The sequence below is a fragment of the Kolteria novifilia genome (genome assembly GCA_007748055.1).
In the GTDB taxonomy this organism is placed as follows: Bacteria; Planctomycetota; Planctomycetia; order Kolteriales; family Kolteriaceae; genus Kolteria; species Kolteria novifilia.
The window spans coordinates 3,350,621-3,374,852 of record CP036279.1 but is presented as its reverse complement, the minus strand read 5'-3'; the positions used below and the strand labels follow the sequence as shown (position 1 = coordinate 3,374,852).

Genomic DNA, 24,232 nt, shown 5'->3' with positions numbered 1-24,232 from the left:
CCCGACTCGCCACCCTGAAATTCCCGAGCTTTCCCTGATGCTAACAGTCCACAGGCGGCAATTCAACATCTGCTCCACTCGGCCGTCGAATCGAGACTCGGCGCGGGGGACGATCGAGTCTTTTCTCGGGTCTACGCCTGGAATTCTCTTCCCATCGCGCCTCGAGGCACTCCCGTCGTGCCGACTTCTCCACGTCGTTGAAGTCGTGCCAGACCGTCCAATGAGACCTTTTCGATCCGAGAGAACCAATCTCGTGCGGTTCCCATTCTTGACCCTATAGGTCCCCTTCCCCAGAATAGGTTGCTGCGAACGTCTCCTTCTCAGCGAGACGTCCGGAGAGGTGACAGAGTGGCCGATTGTGCAGCACTGGAAATGCTGTGTCCTCGCAAGGGGACCGTGGGTTCAAATCCCACCCTCTCCGCTTGCCGAGTCTGGCATTCCCCAGAATGCTTTGAGGCAGCGAATCAAAGGCGAACGAAAGTCTTGCGTATCGCCCCGCCCGGCGTGAGCTGACACTCCTTTCTCGCCCGCCGGCTTCCTTTCCATTTCAGTCACAAACGGTTCACGCCTGATCGGACCGTCGCCGAGCATACGATCGGGGCGCCAGCGCCGACATCGCGGACGCCTAATCGACGCCACGATCCTCTTGCGACGCTCGCGGCCCGAACACTGTCCATTCGCGGCGCGATCTCAGCGAAAATCGCCGCCTTTTGCCCCCAAGACCCTCACTCTTCCCCCGATTCTCAACGATTTCTCGCATTTTCGCGTTAGATTCAACCAGTTCGGCAAACCTCTTGTAGAGTCGGTCGAATACCTCCAGCGCCCCGCATCGCTTTCGATCGACCATCACGACTCGCACCACGAGCCAACGCATGCACGAAACGAACCATTCCGAGCGCGGTGACGAACGCTACCTCGCGCAGTTGGTCAGCGCCCAACCGGCGCTGCGAGGCATCGTCCACGCGATCGTGCGCCGGCCGAGCGATGTCGACGACATCGTCCAAGAGACCAACATGGTGCTCTGGCGCAAACGGGAGGAATACGATCCCGAGCGACCGTTCAAGGCCTGGGCTTGCCGCATCGCCCATCTGCAGGCGCTGGCCTTCCTCAAGAAGGAACGAGGCAAAGCGAAAGTCCCATTCGAGGACGATCTGGTCGGGGCGATCGCCGACGAAGCGGTCGCACAAGCCGAACAGGCCGAACGACGCACGAAGGCCCTACGCGACTGCATCGAGAAGCTCTCCGGCCACCACCGCGACCTGCTCAACCATCGCTACAGCCGAGGCATCTCCGTCAGCGGCATCGCGGAGCTCATGGGACGATCGGCCGACGCGATCTCGATGTCGCTCTACCGAATCCGCAAGAGCCTGCTCGAGTGCATCGAACACCGACTCGCGACGGGAGAAAACACATGAGCGACTCCGACGCGAGACGAGATTGGGAGACCCTGCTTCGCCACGCCGTGGAGGGGTCACTTCGTGGCGAGGACGAGGAACGACTCGCCGCACACCTGAGACGCGATCCCGAGTTGATTCGCGAGTACGTCTACCACGTCAACTTGGAGGCGATGCTCTCCAGCGAACTCTACGTCGAGGAGTCGCCCGAGATGTCGGCACTTGCCGATACCCTCTCCCCCGCGAGTGCCACGGAACCGGCAACGCGGCATTCGAAGCGACGCCTCGCGACGATGACTACGTTCGTCGCCGCCGCCATCCTGCTTCTCACCATCGTCCTATGGTCGCCGTGGCGTGGAGCGAACCGGCAACCGGCGGGCCCCGAGCCGTCAAGGCTCATCGCGTCGCTGGTTGACACCGAGGACGCGACATGGCCGGACGGAAACGTCCCCTCCTACGGCGATCGCTTCCGCCAGGGCGAGACCGTCGCGCTCGAAAGTGGCACGGCTCGGCTCGCGTTCGACAACGGCGTGGCGATGACGCTGCAAGGGCCCTGTCGGCTCGAGTTGTCCTCGCCCCGTAAGATCGCGCTGCACGCGGGCAACATTCACGCCCGGATCCCCGAATCCGCCGATCCGATAGAAGTCGTCACCCCGAGCACCAACATCGTCGGGAACTTGAGGCAGGTCGGCCTGGTGGTCGATGCCGCCGGCGAGACCGATGTTCACGTCTTTGATGGCGTCGCCGACGTCCGGTCCACGCGGGAGCCTGGCCAGACGCGACTGACCGCCCAGCAAGCGGGTCGGTTTCCGCGCGACTTTGCGGTTGATGCCCGGTTTGCCGCCGCGAGTAACGTTTTTGGCGATCTGCCGACCTTGGAACAAATCGCGGCCGTCCGGAAAGGGACGCTTGTCACCCGCCCGGGAAAACTCGACGAATCGACCGATGCCCTCGCGGAGACGGATGCGCGGGTGGCGGCTCCACCGAAGCTCATTGCCGATGACTTCGACTACCAAGTGGGAGACTTCGACGGCAGCCACGGGGGCGAAGGGTTTGGCGACCACGCTTGGCGCGCCGACGTTCCCTTCGCCGAAGTCGTCGCCCCAGGGCTGACGCTGCCGGGAGAAACGGCCGGACAAACCGCGGTGGCGCTGCACGGCCGGGATCCGGCCTATCCGTCGATCGCGAACCGCATCGTTCGCAAACTGCCGACGGTTGGCGACGACGACCTCTACATCAGTTTTCTTGCTCGCTACGACGGGCTCGACCGGGACGACTTCTTCTCGTTCTGGCTCGACGATGCCGCCACGATGGATTCGAGTCACAGTCGCGCCCCCAACGTCGGCATTCGCTTCGGCTGGATCTTCGCTCGACTACACCACGGACACGAAGTGGTTCAAGAGCGAGCCCAGGATGGGGCGACCTATTGGTTTGTCGCGGCCCTGCGGCGATCGCGCGACGGTGAGCCCGACCGACTCGAGCTTTGGATGAACCCTCGTCCGGGAGATCGCCAACCCGCCGATGTCGAAGTCATTCGCCGAGAAGATGCCAAGGGAGTCCCGAAGTCGACCTTCCTCGGCTTTCGCATGGGGCAGCATACCGAGCCGCACGATCGGCTGTTGATCGATCGACTTCGCATTGGGCCGACCTTCGAGTCGGTGACTTCGTCGACCGATTCATCGGAGCAAGGACAACCCGGCAAGCCGTGATGAGAAAGAGATGCCGGGTGCATGCGGGACTCGCTCGCGTGGGCGTGAGGGATGCGACGCTCCCTCAGACGCCGAGAAGAAAAGGAGACTCGGGTCGCGACGATTGTGAGAGGCGACGACGGCTCGACCAAACGGCCAACCCAAGACCAATGACCACCAACAACGCTGGACGATTCATGACTCGGACAACTCGCCACAGCCTTTGCTTCACCCTCGCACTCGCGGCCCTAGCGGGCGGAGTCTCCCTCGGCGCGGAAGCCGGCGCGACGAATCCCTCTTCCGGCACGATCGCGTTCGATCGCTTCGGGTATCCGGAAGGGAACCTACGAAGCCGAGACACGGGGGATGGCTGGAAGACCCCGTGGAAGACCTCCCGACACGCCGGGGCGATGGTCGTCGGGGAGGCTGGCGACCCCTCGGGTGATCGCGGCGGGATCGTCCAAATCCGTGGGACGGCCAAACGCAACAACCCACTCCGGCGCCGCCTCGAACATCCCGTCACCGCGGACGAACTCTTCCTCCGCTTTCGGCTCCGCTATGACGCCGCGTCGATCGACTCCGGCACCGACGGCGAGTTCTTCGTGATGTGGCTCGATGATATCGATGGCAGCGACGGCGCGCACCACAACGCGGCGGTTCCGAATATCGGCGTTCACACCGCCGGAGCCCCCAAGCACAAGCAGACCATGTTCATGGTTCGGATCTCCAGTCAGCACACCGCGTGGACGCCGGTCGAACTGGAGGGAGATCGCTGGTACACGATTGTCGGTCGGCTCTGGAAGAGCCGCGGCGGCCCCCGAGGGAGCTACGATCGCTTCTCCATGTGGGTCGACCCCAAACCGGATCAGGCGTCCTCTCCCGACGCCACCGCGAAGAGCCCGCGTGGGCCCAACCTGATCGATTGGGTCGGCTTCGCCACCGGCTTGAAGACCGAACCGACCGACCGCATCGAGATCGCCGATCTCGCCCTGGGAACGAGTTGGAGCGATGTCGTCCTCGGCGCTCGTCCGGTCATGGCGGCCCAACCGCGCGATCTCGGTCCCGAGGTCAGCTTCAAGGACGATGTCTACCCACTGCTCAAAACGCACTGCTTCGATTGTCACGCGGGGGCCGATTCGGATTCGGGCATTCGGCTCGACATCGGCGGAGAGGTCCTGGGTCAGTCGAGCGGTTACCCACTGGTGCTGCCGGGGAAGAGTCACGAGAGCCCGCTGTTCCACCGGATGACGACGGAGGACGACGACGAACGGATGCCTCCCGATGAGGCCCTGGCGAAAGAAGAGATCGCACTGCTCGCCCGCTGGATCGACCAAGGCGCGAAGTGGGACGAGACGGTCCTTCCCGCCGAGGAGCGGCTCACCTCCGACCACTGGGCATTCCAGAGAGTCGAGCGTCCCGACGTTCCGAAAGTCAATCGCGACGACTGGGTCCGCACGCCCGTCGACGCATTCATCCTCGCCGAGCAGGAGAGACAAGGCATCGTTCCCGCCCCGACCGCGTCGCCGACGACGCTGGCTCGTCGCCTGGCGCTCGACCTGACCGGGTTGCCGCCGACGCCCGAGGAAGCGACCTCGCTGGCCGATACGCCGAACGGAGAGGACTACGATCGCCTTGTCGAGCACTACCTCTCCTCGCCCCGCCATGGCGAGCGCTGGGGACGGTTCTGGCTCGACCTGGCCCGTTGGGCGGAGACGAACGGGCATCAACACAATCGGCCCCGATCCCAAGCCTGGCGCTACCGCGACTACGTCATCGACAGCTTCAACGCCGACAAGCCTTACGACCAGTTTCTGCGCGAGCAACTCGCCGGCGACGAGCTACAGCCGCTTCGTGACGAGCATCTCGTGGCGACCGGCTTCCTCGCCTCCGCCCGGGTGAGCGGAAACGAGCTCGACAAGGTCATCCAGCGAAACGACATGCTGGTCGACGTGACCAACGCGACCGCCAGTTCGCTGCTCGGACTGACGATGGAATGTGCTCAGTGCCACACCCACAAGTTCGACCCGATCACCGCGCGCGACTACTACCGCTTTCAGGGTTTCTTCGTGAAGGGGCAGCCGGTCTACCTCGTGCTGCCTGCCCAAGCGGAAAACGCGAATCTTGCCGGAACCGCCTCGACCGCGGACCTCGTCCGCGCGCGCATTGAGCTCTTCGAGACGGTCCGCGAGCGTCTCGTCAGCGCCGCTCAAAAAAGTCGGCCCGGCGAGGAGATCCTCATCATCCGCAAGAGCGTCGAAGGGCGGATGAAGCCCGAGGAGAAGAAACGCTATCGGCAACTGGGGCAAGCGATCGCGAAACTCAACCAGGCGTGGGGCTATTACTCCCCCGCGACGAGTCCCTCCCAGGTCCCCGTCGCTCCGACCGAGGTTCGTTGGCCCCTTCTCTACGAGCCAACCGAACTGGCTCAAGCCAAGCCCTACCTGCTGACGCGCGGCGAAGCCCACTCGCGCGGCCCCGAAGTCGACGTCGGTTGGCCGGCGGTCTTCGGGGAGGTTCCATCGTCGGCGCCGATCGACGAGCATCCGCGTCGAGCCCTGGCCGACTGGTTGACGTCGCGCGACAACCCGCTCACCGCCCGCGTCTGGGCCAATCGAATCTGGCTCTACCACTTCGGCGAAGGCTTGGTCAAGACGCCTAGCAACTTCGGCGTCCAGACTCCCGAGCCGATGCATCGCGCCTTGCTCGACTGGCTCGCGTGCGAACTAATGGAGAACGGGTGGAGCACCAAGCACCTTCACCGCTTGATCGTGCAGTCGAACACCTATCGGCAATCGTCGGCACACTCGACCGCGAACGCATCGCTCGATCCCGACAACGTGACCTACTGGCGACGGGAACCGCGCCGGATGGAGATGGAGAGCATTCGCGACAGTGTGCTGGCCGTCGCCGGCACGCTCGAGGACCGCGTTGGTGGCCCAAGCCTCAAGGCGTCGTCGAAGAACGCGGATCAGCGCCGGTCGATCTATCTGTTTCAGGATCGCAACTTCCCGTCCCACGAACATCGCCTCTTCGACGGCCCCTCGATGCTCGCGAGCTGTCCCCAACGACGGGTCTCGACGGTGGCGCTCCAGCCGCTCTACCTACTCAACAACGGCTTCGCGCTCCGGGCCGCGCGACAGTTCGCCGAGCGCGTCGCCCGGAGGCACCAGCGCCCCGAGGACCAAGTCAACTTCGCCTTCCGTCTGACGGTCGGCCGTCCTCCGACGGAGCCCGAGTTGGAACGATGCCTGAACTACCTGAAAGCAGCGAGTATTGACGCGAGCGACAAGATGCCGCCGCTGGCACAGCTATGTCACTCACTGCTGAACCTCAACGAATTTCTCTACATCCCCTAAGGAACGATCCCTTGAGTTGGAACACGACATCGCACGGATCTGAACCCTCGGGCCACTCGCGGCGAGACTTTCTCGCGGCGTTGGGACTGGGCGCGGGTAGCATCGGCCTCTCGACAATGCTCGCCGACGAGCAAGCGCTCGCCTCCTCTTCGAAGCCGGGAGGAGTCGCCGCTCCGCACTTTCCCCCGAAGGCCGAGCGGGTGATCTTCCTCTTCATGGCCGGCGGCCCCAGCCAGGTCGACAGCTTCGATCCCAAACCGGCCCTCGCGACCCTCCAGGGGCAAAGCGTCCCCGACAGCATTGCTCGGGAGATCCCCAAGATCAAACGGGCCGGGCTGCACAACATCATGCGTTCGCCCTTCAAGTTCAAGAAGCGCGGCGAGAGCGGGCTCGATGTCTCTGAACTCTTCCCCGAGACCGCCAAGCATGCCGACGATCTCTGCGTCATTCGCTCGATGCATCACCGCAATCCGGTCCACGGGCCGGCCGAGTGCGTGGCCCTGACGGGGACCCAACTCGGCGATCGTCCGAGCTTGGGGGCGTGGATGCTCTACGGCCTGGGTAGCCCGAACCGGAACCTGCCGGGCTACATGGTGATGAACATCAACTCCGTGGGAATGCAGTTTCCGCAAGCCGCGGGTTGGGGAACGGGCTTCATGCCCGCGCGTTACCAGGGGACGGTCATCGACCCGCGCCGCGGCATCGACGATATCGCCACCCCGGCGAGCTACACTCCCTCGGCGCGGCGTCGCCAACTCGACCTGGTCCGTTGGCTCAACGGCCGTCATCTCGAGAGCCTGGGCGAGCACTCCGAACTCGAGGCCCGAATTCGCTCCTACGAGATGGCGTTCCGCATGCAGTCGGCGGCGCCGGAGCTCTTCGACCTCTCCTCGGTCCCCTCGCCCGTCAAGGCCGCTTACGGCACCGAAGACAAGCCCACTTCCGCAATGGGGCGTGCCTGCTTGCTCGCCCGCCGCATGGTCGAACGAGGTGTTCGCATCGTGCAAATCCGCGTCGGCGGCTGGGACGCGCACGGCGCGTTGGAACGCAATCATCGTTCGATGGCCGCGAAGACCGATCGCCCCGTGGCGGCTCTACTTGCGGACCTGAAAGCTCGCGGCCTGCTCGACAGCACGTTGGTCGTCTGGGGAGGCGAATTCGGCCGTACCCCCACGATGGAGGGACGCGGCAAGGGTCGCGATCACAACCCCAGCGGCTACACGGTCTGGCTCGCGGGAGGAGGTGTCAAAGGAGGCCACGTGATCGGCACCACCGATCCGCTGGGCTACGTCGCCGTGGAACGCCCAGTCCGCCCAAGCGACCTGCACGCGACGATCCTTCATGCCCTGGGCATTGATCAGCACAAACTGATTTACCAACACAATGGCCGCGACGAACTAGCAACCGTTCTCGGAGGTGACGTCGTCCACGAAGTGTTCGCCTAACACCTATCGACACTCAGCGACAACCGGGACGAGTTAGAGATTTCTCTATCTGGTGCGGTTCCAATAGTAGAGGTGCGCACTAAGACTCACCCCACCCGCACCGACTAAGAATCCGCCAACATCTCTTGATCTCCAAGACCGTCGTTGTCACGTCCACCCTTCAATAATAGCGGCGACTATCGCGGGATCGCCCCCCTTCTTCCACCCGACGTCCAGTGCCACTCTCAAGACGATTACACCTACCCTATCAGCTTTCTCAACGACGACTTCTGCGTTCGCCAAACCGGCATTGATCGGTGAGAGATTACATTCACTTCTTTGAAGTTTCCGCTTAACACGAGCGTCATTTGCCTCTAAGCTTGGCGATACCTCGCACTTCTTCTCTACATTCGTTTGGGGACCGAACTCATGAACAACCGGCATGGCGCACGACGCGCCTTCACCCTTGTGGAGTTACTCGTCGTCATCGCGATCATCGGGGTCTTGGTGGCGTTACTCTTACCCGCGGTACAGCAAGCGCGCGAAGCGGCGCGACGTTCGCAATGTCTCGGCAACCTCAAGCAGTTCGGGGCGGCCCTTCACAACTACCTCGACGCACACGGCGTCTTCCCGCCCGGTTATATCTACCGCGGCAACAACAACCCCGGCTGGGGGTGGGGTGTCATGCTCCTACCACACCTCGACCAGAGCAGTCTCTACGACAGACTCAACGTCAGTTCGGAGATCCTGCCGGCGTCGCCGACGCCCGACACGACGCTCACCCTCGCGATCTTCAACTGTCCGTCCGACACCGGTGGACCGCTCAACACCCGTCGTGGCGGCTACGCCAAGGCCAACTACGTCGCTTGCATTGGCGTTCGCAACTCCATCGGCGACGCCCTTCCCTCGGGAATCGACGAGCTCGGCATGTTCTACGCGAGCAGCAGCACGCGACTCGCGAACGTTTCCGATGGAACGAGCAAGACCTACGCCGTCGGCGAGCGCTGGTGGAGCGGCGACGCCAGCACCGGCAAGGCGGGCGGTATCTGGCCGGGAGCCTATACGGCCAACCGTTCGGCGGGAACGCTGGGATCCTGCTACGACAACCAGGACCGGCGACTCAACGGCACCAACGACTTCAGCTACGGCAGCCTCCACAACGGCGGTGGCTTTTTCCTCCTGGCCGATGGCTCGGTCAACTTCGTCAGCGACGCCATCGATGGGGAAACCTACGAAGCGTTCGCCACGATGGGAAGCGGTGAGATCATTCAGCAGTAGCGGTCATCGGGTCGTTTGGGTGAACGTTGGGGAACTTGATGGGGAGCCAGCTCGTGATACATCATCGACGAACATCGGCGGGATTCACCTTGGTGGAACTACTGGTCGTCATCGCGATCATCGGAGTCTTGGTGGCGTTGCTCCTGCCCGCGGTGCAGCAAGCACGCGAGGCGGCTCGGCGCGCCATGTGCGTCAGTCAGCTCCGGCAGATCGGAGTCGCTCTGCACAATTACCACGAACAGCATGGCGTCTTCCCGCCGGGGGGACTCAGCAGCAACACCTCCTCGGCCGAGCAATGGGGCTGGGGGACTTACATCCTCCCGCACATCGACAAGCAGCAACTCTACGACTCGCTCAACGTCAACACCTGGCAACTTCGAAACCTTCTTAGCAACAGCGGTGGCGGCGCCGCGGGTCGCCAACTCGCTCAAACACGAATCTCCCTGTTTCGCTGCCCTTCCGACGGCTCGTCCAGCGATACGCTCCAGGGAACGCCCGTCGATCGCACGTTCGATGGATTGGGGGCGCCGGCCGACTTCTACCCCGGCACATCCAACTACGTTGGCGTTTGCGGAAACTACCACGTCGATCGTTCCAATGACGGCATGATGGTCATGAGTCGAGGTGGCACTCGGCGGCTGGCGGACTTGCAGGATGGCTCGAGCAAGACCTTCGCGGTGGGAGAGCGGTCGTGGCGCTGCAACGCCGCCGCGTGGGTCGGCAATCGCCACACCAATCCCAGCGCGCGCGGCCCGCGAGGCTCGGACTATACCACCGGTAGGCTCAGTCGCCCGTTGAACGACCCAACTTTCTCCGGCACGGGCAGCAACTTCGAAACCTGCTCCACCGGCTTCTCGAGCGAGCACCCCGGCGGGGCCCAGTTCCTCATGGCCGACGGAGCGGTCTCGTTCATCGCGGACGAGATCGACTATCGCTTGCCCGCGAGTTTCGACGCCAATACCCTCGGCAGCGTTCCTTCGTCCCAGTACTCAAGCTACGGCGTCTACCAACGGCTCGGACACATCGCCGACGGCGTCCCACTCGGCAACGCCTACTGAAGCTCGGCGGAGCTGGCGTCATCGCCGTGCCTATCGGACGGCCGCCAACGATCGCGCCTCCTGGACATAGCCGCGAAAGCGCTCCCGGTAGCCGTTGACAAAGGCGTAGAGCGAGGCATTGTCGTTGGGATTGGCCAGGATCTCGGAGAGCCGAAAGGGTCTCTTGACGACGGCCGCCAGTCGCGTCCTGGTCAGTTTCGCGTCGAAGTTGGCGACCGCGACGGGCACGATCAACGGCTCGGGTCGAACCATCGCCGCCAGTCGGAACGCGCCGGCGCGAAACGGCTTGGGAGAGTCCTCGGTGCTCGCGTTGCCGCCCTCGGGACAAATGACGAGATTCTGGCCTTCGAGCAAACAACTCCTGGCGGCATCGAAGAAGTGACGGCGGCGCTGCTCGGCCATCACTTCCGGATGCTCGGTATCCTCATCGACGTGTCCCGCGAGGACATAGAGATAGCCAAGCCGATCGTAGTACTGCTGATGGCCGAATTCGTCCGGTCGAGATTTTCTCACGACGCGTATCGGTGCCTCACCGTACTTGGCAAAGACGATCATCGCGGAAACAAAGTGGGTGTCGAGCGTCAGGCGAAAGTCGTTGGGGAGAGAGTTTTCGGGATGGCTGTCGAGATGGTTCATGATGAAGATGTGTCCAGGGTCGTCGGGAAGATGCTCCCTCCCCTCGATCACGTAATCCGTCTCCGCGAAGAGGCGCTGAAATTCCTCGCAACATCGGCGACGAATGTGCGCCGGCGAGGCGGTCTCGGGCGCCTGGGCCACAATCTCGTAGATGAGCTGAAGCTGCTGATAGATGATCAATTCCGTCCGGACCCGTCCCAAGACGTCGAGGCATAGCCCCGATAGGTTGCGTTCGAGATGGTCGCCACGCTCACCCAGGATCTCCAGCGTGTGGAAGGCGTCCGAAAGCGTCAGCCGATTCTCGAGATAATACGGAATCTTGTGTAATGGCGACGTGACGCTGAGTTGATCGGCGGCGTCGCCAAGGAGGGCCCGGATCGCGATGACTTCTTCCTCGTAGCGCTTCGCGACCAAGCGAATTCTCGTCTCGCGAAGGCGATTGCCGAGGACCCACAGGATTCGCTTCATGACCTCCAGGCCGAACTCGGGCACCCGATCGGACTCCTGCTCGAGCCATTCGCGATCCCAGGCGTAGAGTTCAGAATGCTCGATCGTTCTCGCCGTCGCTCGGTAGTGGAACGGTTCCACCAATGCCGACCAACCAATCACGCGCCCCGGCTCGCTGATCGTGCGAACCATCACCTCGCGATGCTCGTTCTTTCCGGATGTCGCCTGATCGAAACACAGCCGCACCGACCCGGAGACGAGCATGTAAAAGGACTCCGCGTCGTCGCCGGCGCGAAGTAATTCTTTCCCGGGGCCGACTCGAACGAGTCGGGCATGGAGGGCGAGACGCTCCAACCAGGGCTGCTCCATCGCCTCGAAGAACGGAGAGATTTCGAGATGTTCGATCGCCTCTTGCACGTCTCGTTCCTCAATCGACTCTTGAACTCTCCCAACCGGCGAACACCGACTTGTCTGGTAGTTTTAGCCGAGCGTCCTGACAGGCCGATGGTCATCGCTCAGCGTCGATCCTCCTTGATCGAAGAGGAAATCGCGCGTCATCTCCAACCGATCCGCGATGGACATCGCGACACGGCGGGTCAACGTCAGACCCAGTCGTGGATCGCGATGGATGACCTCGCGGAGCGCATCGGCCGGGAGTCGCAGGACACGGCAAGGCTGTTCGCATCGAACCGAGGCGGTATGACGATACGGCAAGCGAAAGACGGACCAACCGACGAGAGACCCTCGTCTCGAATCCACCCCGACGAGCAAATCGTTGACCCCTTCAAACCGCAGGAGAAATTGGATCGTCCCTTCGAGGAGGAAGAAGACCGCGAGCGCTTCGTCGTGTTGGTGGACGAGGTACGCGTCCCCATCGTACGTCTTGATCGAGGCGCTTTCGGCCAATCGACGAATCGCCCATGCCGGCAACCCCTGGAAAAACCAAACGCTCGCGAGTTCCTCTGCCGTCACCACGACCACGTACTCCTCAACAATGGCGGCGTTCTCACGTCTTCAAGACTCATTGTACCAACTCATTTCTCGAGCGAAGTTCTCCCGACGACCGCATAAAACAAGGATGAGGACTCGGCTCGGACGGACGAAGTCTCCGAGGGCACGGAGCGGTTGGTTCGAGAACGTGGAGACGAAAGCCATGGAGGAGTCGTCGAGCAAGATTCGATCGACTTGGAATGTGGACATCGGCGTCAAACCGAAGCTCAACCGACCACCTGACTTCACGACCTTTTGGGTCCGCACGACTCAAGCACTCGACGGGGTCGATCCGGCTCTCGAGCGACGGGGTCGCCCAAGTCCGTCGAGGACTCCCATCCGTCACGAGTCGCTCACGTTCTCCTCGCTCGGATCGGTGCGGATCGGGGGCTACTTGCTTGAATGGGAGGATGACAAGCGGCGGCCTCTCGTCGTTCACAGTCACGGCTACGGCAGCCAGTGCGCGGCACGCTGGGATTGGGCGCGTCGCGGCGTCAACGTCCTCGGGGTCGACATACGTGGTTTCGGCGTGTCTGAATCGGCCGTTCCCAAACGCTCGCGTTGGGGCTATGTCTTAACCGGCATCGAGTCGCCGGAGCGCTCGGTCGTGCGCGGCGCGGTCTGCGACTATCTCCGGGCGGTTGAGGTGGCCGACGAATTGGTGGGCGATCGAACGAGTCGACGCTTGCTCCACGGGGTGAGCTTCGCCGGTGGGCTCGCGGTGATGGCTCAAGGCCTGCTCCGCTACGCCGATCTGCTCGCGCTGGGCGTGCCGACGTTCGGATGGGCCGAGGGTCGGCAGTTCTTCGTCCGCACCGGCTCGGGCGCCGAAATCAACCGCTTCCTTCAGGAGCGACCCGAAGCGACGGAGGACACCATGGTGGTCCTACGCTACTTCGACCCGATGAACTTCGCTCCGCTCGTCAAGTGTCCAACGCTCTTGGGGGTCGGCTTGGAGGACGATGTCGTTCCCGCCGATACCGTCTACCCCATCGCTCACCATCTCGACGGGCCACTGGAGTTGATGCAATTCCCCGTCAGCCACTCCGACCGTCCCGAGGAGAAGTTGTGGAAACAGTTCGAGGACCGTTGGCTAGGCATGGCGCTCTCCGGAGTCCCCGAGGGGTTTGGAAAGGGATCTCCGGCCGCCGAGTGACTCGACGCCGGCTCCGCCTGGGTCAAGCTGAGGCGTGTCAGGCACGCCGAGAGGGATCGGCGGACTTCCAGTAATCGTTGCGGCGAATCAGGAGAGAAATGGAAGGATAGGGCCAAGACGCCTCTTTCCGCCGCGCGTCCCATAGGAACTGCTCGACGAAACGCTCGAACGTGTAGTCGTCCACCGGGCGCCCGTAGTCTTCCCGACCGCGATGGTTGAGCGTGTAGCGGGCCACGGCGCAGACGTCCTGAAAGGATTCGCTCTCGATCGTCTCGTAGGTGGCGACCTGTTCGACGCGAAACTCGGGGAAGAGCCGCAAGGCGCTGATGAGTTGGAAGGCGTCGATCCGCGGCGCTCCCAGGGCCTCCATGACGCCGAAGATCGGTTGCTCCGGGTGAAGCAGTGTCACCAGCAACACACCAAATTCCGAAAGATGGGAGGCGACGGCGGCGACGGTGCCCGGCCACCGGTGATCGGGCACGAAGTAGAGGGAGTGGCGCATGATGCCGATGTCGAACTCCCCTTCCATGTCGAAACTGGTGATCGTCGCGTCGATGGTGTTGGCGGTGGGACAGTCGCGAATGAGGATCTCGCGGAGTTCGGCATTGGTTTCGACCGCGTGCACGGTCTCGTAGCGTTCGACGAGTTCCTTGGTCAAGGTACCGCTGCCGGCCCCGAAGTCGACCACGATCGACTTCTTGGGATAACGGTCGAGCACGCGTTCGTAGAGCTGTTCGGTCGTGGGCCGCTTCACGCAACGCAAGAGCGCTTGGTAGTCGCGAGCGAAATCCTCGCTATCGCGAGAATAGTGTAAAAACCCCATCACGTTCCTCGATCAGCTCTTCTCGAAAGGGCAACCCCAGCTCGTAGAGCAGGTAACGTCGCCGCAGGTCCGGCCTGTTGGGATCTCGAGCGATATCTCTCGCTTTCCTCTGCCACTGGGCCGCTTTGGCGAAATCACCCAACTCGGCGTAGGCGGCGGCTAGCGACTCCAACTGATCGGCGTTCGACCACTCGGACAATTCACAGGCTTTGGTGGCGAATTCGACGGCTTTGGCCCCATCGCGAAACTCTTCTCGCGGGCAAGTCGCCATCAACCACGCGATCCCACCGTAAGTGTATTCATTGGTGGGATCGAGTCGAAGCGAGGTGTAGTAGTCCCAAAGCGATCGATCGTAGTCCCCAAGTTTTCTTCGCGAGTAGGCCCTGTGATGAAAGTCGTTGGCGACACTGGGACCGCAACGGATCGCCTCGGTATAGTCGATCGTCGACTGGACATAGTTCCTGACGCATTGGTGGACGTATCCACGTTGCCGATAGGCGAATGCCATCGACCGATCAAGCTGGATCGCTCGATCGAGATCGCCAATCGCCTTCTGATGTTCGCCAATTTTCCTCCGGGCGTACCCGCGCCGACTATAGCTGAAAGCGTCGTTGGGGTCGAGACGCACGGCTTCGCTGAAAGGGCGAATCGCGGCGGAGAATCTCTTGAGCTTCAAGTTTGCGTATCCAAGTTGCCGGTGACCAAAGGGATCCAACGGGTCTAATTCGATCGCATGGGTGAGATCCTCAATGGCACGCTGATACTCTCCAAGTTCGCCCCACGAACACCCACGACGGCTGTAGCTGTAGGCGTCGTCCGGGTCGAGCCGGATCGCTTCACTAAAGTTCCGAACAGCTTCGTTGTATTCATCGAGCTTTAGGTTCGTGTACCCGAGCTGCTGGTGACTGAAGAGATCCGATGGATTCCGCTTGATCGCTCGAAAGAGATCTACCTTGGCTCGCTGATACTCGCCTAGTTCGGTCCAGGAACAACCGCGTCGGCTGAAACTGTACGCGTCGTTAGGATTGAGACGGATCGCTTCATTGAAATCGTGAATGGCTTCGGAACACTTCCCGAGTTTCAAGCGAGCGTGACCGCGACGCCGATAGTGCTCGCTCGAGTCCGGGTCCAGTCGAATCGCTTGCGACGAATCCTCGATGGACTTGTCAAATTCTCCCTTGCACGTCCAATGGTAGGCTCGATGGCCGTAGAGCTTGCCGTTGTCGGGAGCCGACGCGATCGCCTTGGTGAGCTCGCGGATTTCCCGATCGTGATCCTGTGCGTCCGAGAGGCTCTCTCCTCGATCCTTGACTCGGGACGTGCTCTTGGAGGCGACACGCCTTGCCGTACCGTCGCCAACGATCGTACCGCTACGTCGTCGCCTGAGTTTTCGCAGTTCCGCGACACGGCGTGAGTAAGAGTCATCCTCGGGGTCGAGTTCAGAAGCTCGGGAGTAGTCAGCGATCGCCCGGTCAATTTCTCCTTTGATCTCCCAGTTCTTTCCGCGCAGGTAATGGTAGAAGGCGTTGTCGCCGTCGATTTCGATCGCGATATCGTAGTCGGCGATCGCCTTGTCATACTCGTTCAAGTCCGACCAGAGGTCTCCGCGAATGCGATGGATTGTGGCATTGTTCGGCTCGAGGCGAAGAGCCTTGTCGATGTCAGGTAGAGCTTCACGTGAACGGCCGAGTCCACGCAGGATGCTTGCCCGATTCCAGAGACTGTAGGCTCGATCGGGGTCGAGTTCGATGGCGTGCTCGAAGTCCTTGAGTGCCCCATCGAGTTTGTCCATTCGCCGCCGCGCATGCCCCCTGCTCTGGTACGCATAGACGTTCGCTGGATTCAGCTCGATCGCTTTCGAGAAGTCCTCCACCGCCCGGGCGTAAGCCCCACGACGCGTCCAAGCATCCCCCCGCTTCTCGTAGGCGTGAGCGTACCTCGGCTCGAGACGAAGTACCTCCGTGAGATCGTCAATCTCCTTGGCCGTCTCCCGACGATCGTGCCAAAGTTTAGCTCGGTGAAGATAGGAAAACAGCGACGGATCGCGTTGAATTCTGGCGGTGAAAAACTCGATCGCTTGCTCTGCCGGAATCACGTCCGACGGTCGCAAGGCCCCGCGACGACCTTCGATCCAGATCCCCTTCCGGTCGACCTTGCGAACGGAGTGAGTTTCACCAACCTCCATTGTCCCGACAACGTCTTCATCGAGTATCAATCGAGCATTGGCAGTGATGACCGTCACGCGGTCTCCCGCGCGAATGCTCGAAGCGAGGAGTGGCGTCGCGATGGTGAGTAGAGCGATCGTGACCGCCCCAAACGAGACTTGAACACTTGTTGGGCTAGGCATCAGTTCCTCAGCGAGAGTTGACGGCGCTCAGCGGTGGCTTCACGAGTTTGATCAACCTGAGTGGACTGATTTCCGCGAGTCCAAGTCGATCGCTCCTGAACGCCGCAATACCACAAGGCACACATCGGTGCTGATCGACCGTCAGCAAGTCACCGGAACTGTAGCATCGATCAACCACCTCCGTTGATCAGTGCTCACCCTGATAACGAACCTCGACGTAGTACGCGCCCCACTCTTGCCCGCGGCCATTGGTCAACCAGGTCTGGAGATGGCGTTCGCCGGGGTCAAGCTCGAGAGTGAAGCTGACGCTCTTGGCTTCCATCGGAACGTTCTTTGTTTCGGTCCGGTGGCCGATCGCCAGCCGGGCGCGGGTCGCCTCGAGCGGCGCCCCCACGTGGGGTGGCCGACGGTAGAGAGTGAAGGTGTACGTGCCGGGCTTGGACACCTCCACAACCCAATAGCCGTTCGACTTCATGTCCTGACGAATATGGGTCTGGTTCCAAGGCACCTGCTTCGCGTGCCAATCGTGACAGTTGAGCAGCGTGCTCGGCTCCTTGTCCGCTCCGAGGACGATGGGACAGTACTCGTCGAACCGCTGGGAAACATCGGCCCACCAGGAATCGTAGTGCCGGCGCAGCGAGGCCACGACCTCGGGGTTGTCGGCCGCGACATCATTGGTCTGCCCCGGATCCTCCTTGATGTTGTAGAGTTCTTTCCCGTTAATGAGTCGCCAGAGGTCGGTCATGACGGCGCTCTTGCGCCACTTCTCCGGGTGGTCGATGCGTTGTGAATCGACGACCAACTTGCGGTCGGGCCATTGCTCGGCCTGTCCGGTCAGTAGTGGAACGAGGCTCACCCCGTCGAAGGTGATCCGCTTCGGTTCCTTGAGATGACAAAGGTCGATCAGAGTGGGGAACACGTCGGTGACGTTGGTCAACGGCTCCACGTCTCGGCCCGCCTCGAGTTCGGGCGGGTAGCGGACGAAGAACGGCACGCGGTGTCCACCGTCGTATTCCGAACCCTTGGTCCCACGCATTCCCGCGTTGTAGCCTCGCCAGGTAGCGCCCTTGGACTTGCCCCGCGCGAGCCCCGCGGCGGTGCCGTTGTCGGTGGTGAAGATGAGGATCGTCTTGTCGTCGAGATTCCACTGCTTGAGCCTGTTCATCAGCAAGCCCATGTTCTCGTCGATGTTGGTGATCATCCCATAGAAGTTGGCCATCGTCTCGGGAACACCCTTCGCGCGATAGGGCTCGGAGTACTTCTTGTCGACGTAATAGGGACCATGGGGAGCGTTGGTGGCGATATAGACGAAGAAGGGACGCTCACGATTGCGTTCGATGAACCCGATCGCCTCCCGAAAGAAGACGTCCGTGCAGTAGCCTTGCTGAGTGGTCTGCTTGCCGCTGACCGAATAGGTATCGTCGAAGTAATCATTCCCCCAATAGTCCGGCGTCTGCCCCACGCCTCCCCCACCGTGGACCACGGTCTCTTGATAGCCACGATCCCGAGGCCGGAAAGGATAGTTGTCACCGAGGTGCCATTTGCCGAACATCGCGGTGCGGTAGCCATTCTCCGCGAACAGGTCCGCCATCGTCGTCTCGTCGCGTCGCAAGAGCGACCGGCCCATGATTGTGTGCCACACGCCGACCCGGTTGCAGTAGCGTCCGGTCATCAGCGAGGAACGCGTCGGGGCGCAAGTGGGACAGACGTGGTAGTCGAGCAGCCGAACCGACTGGTCGCGGAGGCGATCGAGGTTCGGCGTCTTGATCATCGCGTTACCATGAGACGCGACATCGCCGTACCCCTGGTCGTCGGTCATGACCAGAATGACGTTGGGATGGTCGGGACCGGCCGCCTTGGCACCTTCGGCGGTCGCGAGGCTGAGCACGCTTCCCAGGGCGATGAGCCCCCACCGCGATCGAGCTGTGTGCATCGAGACAGTTCCTTCCTCACTCGGCGACTGGTCATTGGAAACGATCGATGAAGGTCCATTATGCGCGGGGGGCGAGCGTCGGGAAAGCCGCCGCTTCCCTCACGGGACACCGCTCGGCCGCCGATCGCCGCGAACCTTTTCCCTCCAGCGGCTATCATGGAGGCATCGAGTTGATTCGGCGATCGAGATAGCGCCGAGCTCTCCAGGGAGAAACAGATGAGCGACCCGGACGCCGATCCCACGGCCACGACGACCTCCAAGCGACAGTTCGCCAGCGACAACTATGCCGGAATTTGCCCCCCCGCGTGGAAGGCGATGGAAGAGGCCAACCGCGGGCACGCCTCGGCCTACGGCGAGGATCGTTGGACTGAACGAAGCGCCGAGCTGCTGCGTGACCTCTTCGAGACCGATTGCGAGGTCTTTTTTACCTTCAATGGGACCGCCGCCAACGCCCTGGCGATCGCCTCGCTCTGCCAGCCCTACCATAGCGTGATCTGCTGCGAAACGGCTCATGTCGAGACCGACGAGTGCGGCGCCCCGGAGTTCTTCACTCATGGGACCAAGATCCTGCTCACCCCGCACGAGCACGGAAAACTCAACCTCGACGAGGTCGATCGACTCGTCACGCGCCGCAACGACATCCACTATCCGAAGCCGAAAGCCCTCAGCATCACGCAGGCAACCGAGCTTGGAACGGTCTACAGCGTCGACGAGCTCGGCGCCGTTTCCGAATTAGCCCGTCGCCGCGACCTTCGGCTCCATATGGACGGCGCCCGCTTCGCCAACGCCCTTGAGACACTCGATGTCGCGCCGAAGGAAGTCACCTGGAAGCTTGGCATCGACGTCCTCTGTTTTGGGGGGACCAAGAACGGACTCGCGGTCGGTGACGCCGTGGTCTTTTTCGATCACGATCTCGCCGCCGAGTTCGACTATCGGTGCAAGCAAGCCGGCCAGCTCGCGTCAAAGATGCGGTTCCTGTCGGCTCCCTGGGTGGGGCTCCTCGAGAACGACGTCTGGCGGGCCAACGCGCGTGCCGCCAATCGCGCCGCCGCCAGACTCGAAGCCGCCCTTCGAGACATTCCCGGAATCGAAATTATGTTCCCGCGCCAAGCCAATGCCGTCTTCGTGCAGCTCCCCGAGTCCCTCCGCGAAGGTCTTTGGGAACGAGGTTGGCGTTTCTACACCTTCATCGGGGCCGGCGGCGCTCGACTGATGTGCTCGTGGGACACGACCGACGAAGACGTCGATGCCTTGACACGTGACGTCCGCGAACTCGCTCAAGCGGTTCTGGCTACCTCAACTCCCGAGTGACGAGTTCGCCCAGCGACGTCTCCAGCGTTGGCTCGGTTCGCGTACGAGCGTGCAGGCCCCCGCGGCCCCAAACGCTGACGTGCTACTTGTTGGCCGGCTTCGTTGGCAATGGCTTGGCCGACGGTTCCTTGGGCGTCGGGTTGAGGTAACCCTCCATCAAGCTCTTGAAGGCAGGATCAGCCTTGAGCGGCGCCATCGAGGGATCGGGTAGGATCGCTCCCTTGATGAATCCCGCGCGTCTGTTGGCGGGAATCCGTTCGAGAGCCCCTCGTAACAACTCGAGGGCTTTGGCTCGATAGGCGTTGGCCAACTCGGTTCGATGCTTCTCGTCGGTGCTTGTCCGAGCCTTGTCGTACGCGACCGAGTAGACGCAGGCACTGTCGTAAAGAACCGTCGGGACTCCTCGTGAGAGCGCGACCGCCTTCTCCGCATCGCGCACGGCCCCAAGATAGTCGCCGGAGAGAGCCAAGGTGTACCCTCGCCCGGAATAGTTCCCCGGATCGCGCGGCGCCAACTTGATGGCCTCGTTGAAGTCGGCAAGGGCCAACTCCTTCCAGTTCATCACGTACTTCCACCCTCGCTTGGCGTGCATCGCCGGAGTTCGCTCATCCGCCGCCAGCGCGAGCGTGAAGTCCTCGACGGCTCCCTGCACGTCCCCAAGGGCCTCGCGCAGACTTCCGCGGTCGACGTAGGCCTTTGTGACCTCGTCGTCGCTCGTTTCCATGAAACGATCGAACGCCTCTCGAGCCTCTTGGAATCGACGCAGTTCGAAGAGAGCCTGGCCGCGAGCGTAGTGAACGAGAGCGACCTCATCATTCTGCTTGAGGGCTTCGTCGTATTGGGCGAGGGCCGCCTCGAACTGCCGTCGATCGTGGAAGATCTTTCCTCGATAGATCCGATAGTTGGCCAACTGACTCGAACCCGGCACCGCGAAGCGAATCGCGTTCTCGAAGTCGGCCGCCGCGGCCTGCTGATCCTTGAGATCCTCAAGGTGAAGTAATCCACGGTTCCCGTACACCTCGGCCACCTCCGGGGCTCGCTGGATCGCGTCGTCGAAACGATCGAGTGCGTCCTCGAAACGCCCCATCTTGCGGTAGGTCATCGCGAGATTGAAGTAGGCGCGGTAGCTATCGGGATTGATCGCGATGGCCCGTTTGAAGTCCTTGATCGCGTCGTCGTAGCGCCCCTGGTTGAAGTAGGCGGAGCCGCGATTGACGTAGATCCCGTACTCGTCCTTGTCGATCCGCATCGCCTCGGCGAAGTCGGCTTCGGCGGCCTTCGCGTCTCCCGCGTTCGAGTTCGCCACGCCGCGGAGCAGATAGGTCCAGAGGAAGTCGTCGCGCTGCGCCAAGCAAGCCGTGAAGGCGATACTCGCGGCTCGGTACTGTTCGGTCTTGTAGAGCGAGAGCCCGAGAAAGTACTGCGCCCAGAAGTTGTCGGTGTCCCGATTGAGGGCTTCCTTGAAGAAGCCGATCGCGGTATTGAATTTGTCGAGATCGTAGGCCCTAAAGCCAAGAAGGAAGTAGTCGAAGGCGTTCGCGGGCTCGATCCCCTCCGCCTTGGCGAGCGCTTCGGCGGACTCCGCTCGTTGCCCCAGATTGGCGTGCAAGTCGGCGCGGCGCAGGTACAGCGACCGGAACGGCGTCCCCAACTTCTCCGCCATCACGAGCAACGTGAGCGCCTCGGCGGCGTTCTCCCGGCGTTCCTGCGGCTGCTGCCCCGGCAACGGAAAAGCGATCGCGTCCGCGAGCAGCATCACCATCTCCCGCTGCGCTTCACGGACCTCCTGCCGCTCTTGATCGGTAAGATGGTCGATGTGCTGATCGGGCTCGAACCCGGTCTCGGCTCCCTTCGAAAAGATCTGAAGCGCCTCGGTCGCCGCGTCGCGCGTCTGAAGGACCGAGGTGGTATCGTCGAGTCCTCCCACCCTCGTGCCGTGAAAGAGGGCCTCGTCGCGAAGTTCTTCGAACCGAGCCAAACGTTCCTGCGCCTCTTCTCTCGCATCCTCCTCGGCGAGCAGAGCCGTCGCCTTCCCGAGCAGCTCGTCGATCGGTCCGTGGAGTTCCTCGAGCATCGGCTCGTCGGAGACCAGCGCGAGCGATTGCCCAAGCTGAAGCTGCGCGGCGTTGAGGTCGCCGCTGTAGAAGGCCGCCTGCCCTTCGTTGAAGCGTCTGGTCGCTTCGTCCCTGATCGCCGCGATCCGTTGGGCCTCTTGAATGTTCCAAGCGACCAGTCCAATGACCACGACGCTCGCCGCGGCTACCGTGGACAGAACCAGGGTTCGATGCTTTCGCAACCAGCGATTGGCCTGTTGCCACCAAGGCTCCGGATAAGCGCTGACCGGCTCGCGCGCCTTCCACCGAAGGACATCCTCGGCTATCTCCTTGGCGTTGGCGTAGCGATCGTCGGCCTCGAGCGCCATCGCCTTGAGACAGATCGCGTTCAAGGGAGCCGGAACGTCTCGAATGATCCGCTTGGGAGGCTCGAACTCGCCTCGGATCACCTTGGTGAGAATCTCCTGCAGCGACGCTCCGTTGAGCGCCGGCGAGCCGACGAGAATGTCGTAGAGAATCGCGCCCAACGAGTAGATGTCGGAGCGTTCGTCGAGTTCCTCGATCCTTCCCTCGGCCTGCTCGGGCGACATGTATTTGGGCGTGCCCATGATCGTCCCGGCCATCGTCTGGCTGCCACTGCCGCGCAGCGTGATGCTGACGCGACTGCCGTCGGTGTCCTCTTCGCTCGCGACCATCGGCTGAAGCGGATCGCGTTGCGAGTGCATGATCGTCGCCAACCCCCAGTCGACGACGATCGCCTCGCCGAAGTCGCCCACCATCACGTTCGCCGGCTTCAGATCGCGATGGATGATGCCCTTGTTGTGGGCGAACGCCATGGCATTGCAGATGCCGACGAAAACATCGAGAAGCTCGTTGAGCTTGATCACGCGGTTGGGATCGTCGCGTGGCAGTTCGTGATACTCGCGAATGGCCGACTCGAAGGTTCTGCCGCGAAGGAGCTTCATCGTGTAGAAGGGCTTGCCATCGGGCTTCATCCCAAGTTCGTAGACGGGAACGATGCCGGGATGCTCAAGTTGCCCCGTGATCTGAGCTTCCTGGTAGAATCGGTCGAGGGTGACTCCGGATTGACGACCGGGCAGCACTTCCTTGATCGCGACGTTGCGGGCGATGTGCTGATCCTGGGCCAGCCAGACGCGTCCTAGTCCACCGCGAGCGAGTTCCTTCTTGAGTTCATAGCGTGGCTTGCCGTTGAGTTGATCGAGACTACTTAGCGTCCCCGCTTCGTCGGAGGCGCGAGAACGTTGCTCGCGATTCGTGCTCTCTCGTCTCGAGCCCCCATCCGCCTCGGTCGACACTCCCGAATGCTGATCCTCGTCCGGAGCGACCGTCTCGTCATAACCGGTCGCCCCCATCGCGTGGGTACCCGAGTTGGAAGTTCCACCCCGGCTCAAGTCGGAGCTCGTCTCGGGAGCGACCGTTTCCGAAAAACTGTCCGTTGTCGCATCGCCCACCTCCGTGGGAGAAGGAGCGTCGCCCGGCGCCATCGTGTCGGCAAGTCGTGACTGCTTCTCGTCGGACTCGTCGGACTCGTCGACTTGCGTCCGCTCAAGCGAGGGCGGAATCGAGTCCATCGTCTGCGCGAATCCGTCGAAGGCGGGCTCTTCTTCGTCCTCGTTCGTCGGATCGAGGATGGTCTTTCCGCTCTCTAAACCACGCGCGAGCGAAGCCCCCCGCGACCGCTTGCCTTTCGCATCCGCAATGGGAGCGACTGTTTCGTCCAACGGAGTCTGGTCGGAATCAACCTCGTCAACGGAGTCGGCCATGGTTTGACCGGCATCGGACGCCTCCGCCGGGGCGATTGTTTCCATCAGTGTCGCGTCGTTGGCATCCCCAGCGCGCGGTGTCTCCGGACGATCGATCGAAGCCGCGAGCGTCACGTCCTCGGAGCCGATTTGATCGTCAACGAGCGACTCCGATGGTCCCATGGCCTCGTCCGTCATCGCTCCCAGATCGTCGGGAGAACTCGGACTCTTGCTCGATTCGACGGAGAAGCCACCAATGACGGTTTCATTCTCGGCCTCAAGCAGGGAACGATCCTCTCCCGAGATGAATCCGCGTTCGACCATGAACTCGGCGACGCTGTCGGTCCCACCGCGGCTGGATTCCTCTTCGACCAAACGCGCTTGATCCTTGGTGATCAGCTTGCGATGTAGCGCTCGTTCGATCAGTGGATGTGTCATGTCAGGTTCCCGCGGTCTCACTCGCGGCGCGTGGGACGTCCCTGTTGCGCATCCCCGATCCGGGAACACACGTCGCGCCGCCATTCCCTTGCCGATGGCGAACTCGCCGGTCGCGCCCACCGCAAAGGGGGAGCGC

At 62.2% G+C, this 24,232-nt stretch carries 16 protein-coding genes and 1 tRNA gene; 11 read left to right on the top strand and 6 right to left on the bottom strand.

The genetic code is table 11. From position 1 onward, the window contains the following. The first annotated feature begins 334 nt into the window (after positions 1-334). The 8 genes from Pan216_RS12310 to Pan216_RS12280 all read left to right on the top strand — a co-directional run bounded on the left by Pan216_RS12310 (position 335) and on the right by Pan216_RS12280 (position 10,198). A tRNA-Ser gene (locus Pan216_RS12310) sits at positions 335-421 on the top strand. 451 nt (positions 422-872) lie between these two features. Next, complete coding sequence (locus Pan216_RS12305) at positions 873-1,415, top strand: sigma-70 family RNA polymerase sigma factor (RefSeq protein WP_145258279.1); 543 nt, start codon at positions 873-875, stop codon at positions 1,413-1,415. Continuing rightward, positions 1,412-3,103 (top strand): hypothetical protein, encoded by a 1,692-nt coding sequence (locus Pan216_RS12300; protein WP_145258278.1) that lies wholly within the window; start codon positions 1,412-1,414, stop codon positions 3,101-3,103. Before Pan216_RS12305 ends, Pan216_RS12300 begins: the two co-directional genes overlap by 4 nt. Positions 3,104-3,279: 176 nt before the next feature. After that, complete coding sequence (locus Pan216_RS12295) at positions 3,280-6,438, top strand: PSD1 and planctomycete cytochrome C domain-containing protein (RefSeq protein ID WP_419193577.1); 3,159 nt, start codon at positions 3,280-3,282, stop codon at positions 6,436-6,438. Positions 6,439-6,449: 11 nt separating this feature from the next. Further along, positions 6,450-7,883 (top strand): DUF1501 domain-containing protein, encoded by a 1,434-nt coding sequence (locus Pan216_RS12290; protein WP_419193576.1) that lies wholly within the window; start codon positions 6,450-6,452, stop codon positions 7,881-7,883. Positions 7,884-8,027: 144 nt separating this feature from the next. Continuing rightward, positions 8,028-8,183 (top strand): hypothetical protein, encoded by a 156-nt coding sequence (locus Pan216_RS28320; RefSeq protein WP_419193575.1) that lies wholly within the window; start codon positions 8,028-8,030, stop codon positions 8,181-8,183. A gap of 108 nt (positions 8,184-8,291) precedes the next feature. Next, the gene (locus tag Pan216_RS12285; protein ID WP_145258275.1) at positions 8,292-9,140 is read left to right on the top strand and encodes a DUF1559 domain-containing protein; all 849 of its coding nucleotides are present in this window, start codon (positions 8,292-8,294) and stop codon (positions 9,138-9,140) included. A 53-nt stretch (positions 9,141-9,193) separates the two neighbouring features. Next, positions 9,194-10,198 carry a DUF1559 family PulG-like putative transporter gene (locus Pan216_RS12280; RefSeq protein ID WP_419193574.1) on the top strand — a complete coding sequence of 335 codons (1,005 nt, stop codon included), beginning with the start codon at positions 9,194-9,196 and terminating at the stop codon, positions 10,196-10,198. A gap of 30 nt (positions 10,199-10,228) precedes the next feature. On the opposite strand, the gene Pan216_RS12275 is transcribed toward Pan216_RS12280, so the two are convergent. Continuing rightward, complete coding sequence (locus Pan216_RS12275) at positions 10,229-11,698, bottom strand: cyclic nucleotide-binding domain-containing protein (RefSeq protein WP_145258273.1); 1,470 nt, start codon at positions 11,696-11,698, stop codon at positions 10,229-10,231. A 63-nt stretch (positions 11,699-11,761) separates the two neighbouring features. Further along, on the bottom strand, positions 11,762-12,256 hold the full coding sequence (locus Pan216_RS12270; RefSeq protein ID WP_419193573.1) for a Crp/Fnr family transcriptional regulator: 495 nt from the start codon (positions 12,254-12,256) through the stop codon (positions 11,762-11,764). Positions 12,257-12,434: 178 nt separating this feature from the next. Here Pan216_RS12270 and Pan216_RS12265 point away from each other — a divergent pair, with 178 nt between their 5' ends. Then, positions 12,435-13,427, top strand: coding sequence for an acetylxylan esterase (locus tag Pan216_RS12265; RefSeq protein WP_419193572.1), 993 nt, complete (start codon positions 12,435-12,437; stop codon positions 13,425-13,427). A gap of 37 nt (positions 13,428-13,464) precedes the next feature. On the opposite strand, the gene Pan216_RS12260 is transcribed toward Pan216_RS12265, so the two are convergent. From Pan216_RS12260 to Pan216_RS12250, 3 genes are all read right to left on the bottom strand, one after another. Further along, a complete protein-coding gene (locus tag Pan216_RS12260) occupies positions 13,465-14,250 on the bottom strand; it encodes a class I SAM-dependent methyltransferase (RefSeq protein WP_145258270.1) in 786 nt (261 codons plus the stop codon). After that, a complete protein-coding gene (locus tag Pan216_RS12255; RefSeq protein WP_145258269.1) occupies positions 14,222-16,597 on the bottom strand; it encodes a tetratricopeptide repeat protein in 2,376 nt (791 codons plus the stop codon). Before Pan216_RS12255 ends, Pan216_RS12260 begins: the two co-directional genes overlap by 29 nt. A gap of 187 nt (positions 16,598-16,784) precedes the next feature. After that, positions 16,785-18,530, bottom strand: coding sequence for an arylsulfatase (locus tag Pan216_RS12250; protein ID WP_145258268.1), 1,746 nt, complete (start codon positions 18,528-18,530; stop codon positions 16,785-16,787). Between the two features lie 47 nt (positions 18,531-18,577). On the opposite strand from Pan216_RS12250, the gene Pan216_RS28315 reads away from it, so the two are divergent. Both Pan216_RS28315 and Pan216_RS12245 read left to right on the top strand, forming a co-directional pair. Continuing rightward, positions 18,578-18,721, top strand: a complete 144-nt coding sequence (locus Pan216_RS28315; protein WP_419193571.1) for a hypothetical protein — start codon at positions 18,578-18,580, stop codon at positions 18,719-18,721. Between the two features lie 25 nt (positions 18,722-18,746). Next, positions 18,747-19,841 (top strand): threonine aldolase family protein, encoded by a 1,095-nt coding sequence (locus Pan216_RS12245; RefSeq protein ID WP_145258267.1) that lies wholly within the window; start codon positions 18,747-18,749, stop codon positions 19,839-19,841. 82 nt (positions 19,842-19,923) lie between these two features. Here Pan216_RS12245 and Pan216_RS12240 read toward each other — a convergent pair whose 3' ends face one another. Next, positions 19,924-24,096 carry a tetratricopeptide repeat protein gene (locus Pan216_RS12240; RefSeq protein ID WP_419193570.1) on the bottom strand — a complete coding sequence of 1,391 codons (4,173 nt, stop codon included), beginning with the start codon at positions 24,094-24,096 and terminating at the stop codon, positions 19,924-19,926. Positions 24,097-24,232 lie beyond the last annotated feature (136 nt).

What these genes read in the sequence shown, in the direction of transcription:
- Pan216_RS12305 (WP_145258279.1), top strand. Translation starts at nt 873, where the DNA reads ATGCACGAAACGAACCATTCCGAGCGCGGTGACGAACGCTACCTCGCG.
- Pan216_RS12300 (WP_145258278.1), top strand. Translation starts at nt 1,412, where the DNA reads ATGAGCGACTCCGACGCGAGACGAGATTGGGAGACCCTGCTTCGCCAC.
- Pan216_RS12295 (WP_419193577.1), top strand. Translation starts at nt 3,280, where the DNA reads ATGACTCGGACAACTCGCCACAGCCTTTGCTTCACCCTCGCACTCGCG.
- Pan216_RS12285 (WP_145258275.1), top strand. Translation starts at nt 8,292, where the DNA reads ATGAACAACCGGCATGGCGCACGACGCGCCTTCACCCTTGTGGAGTTA.
- Pan216_RS12265 (WP_419193572.1), top strand. Translation starts at nt 12,435, where the DNA reads ATGGAGGAGTCGTCGAGCAAGATTCGATCGACTTGGAATGTGGACATC.
- Pan216_RS12260 (WP_145258270.1), bottom strand. Translation starts at nt 14,250, where the DNA reads ATGGGGTTTTTACACTATTCTCGCGATAGCGAGGATTTCGCTCGCGAC.
- Pan216_RS12255 (WP_145258269.1), bottom strand. Translation starts at nt 16,597, where the DNA reads ATGCCTAGCCCAACAAGTGTTCAAGTCTCGTTTGGGGCGGTCACGATC.
- Pan216_RS12250 (WP_145258268.1), bottom strand. Translation starts at nt 18,530, where the DNA reads ATGCACACAGCTCGATCGCGGTGGGGGCTCATCGCCCTGGGAAGCGTG.
- Pan216_RS28315 (WP_419193571.1), top strand. Translation starts at nt 18,578, where the DNA reads ATGAAGGTCCATTATGCGCGGGGGGCGAGCGTCGGGAAAGCCGCCGCT.
- Pan216_RS12245 (WP_145258267.1), top strand. Translation starts at nt 18,747, where the DNA reads ATGAGCGACCCGGACGCCGATCCCACGGCCACGACGACCTCCAAGCGA.
- Pan216_RS12240 (WP_419193570.1), bottom strand. Translation starts at nt 24,096, where the DNA reads ATGACACATCCACTGATCGAACGAGCGCTACATCGCAAGCTGATCACC.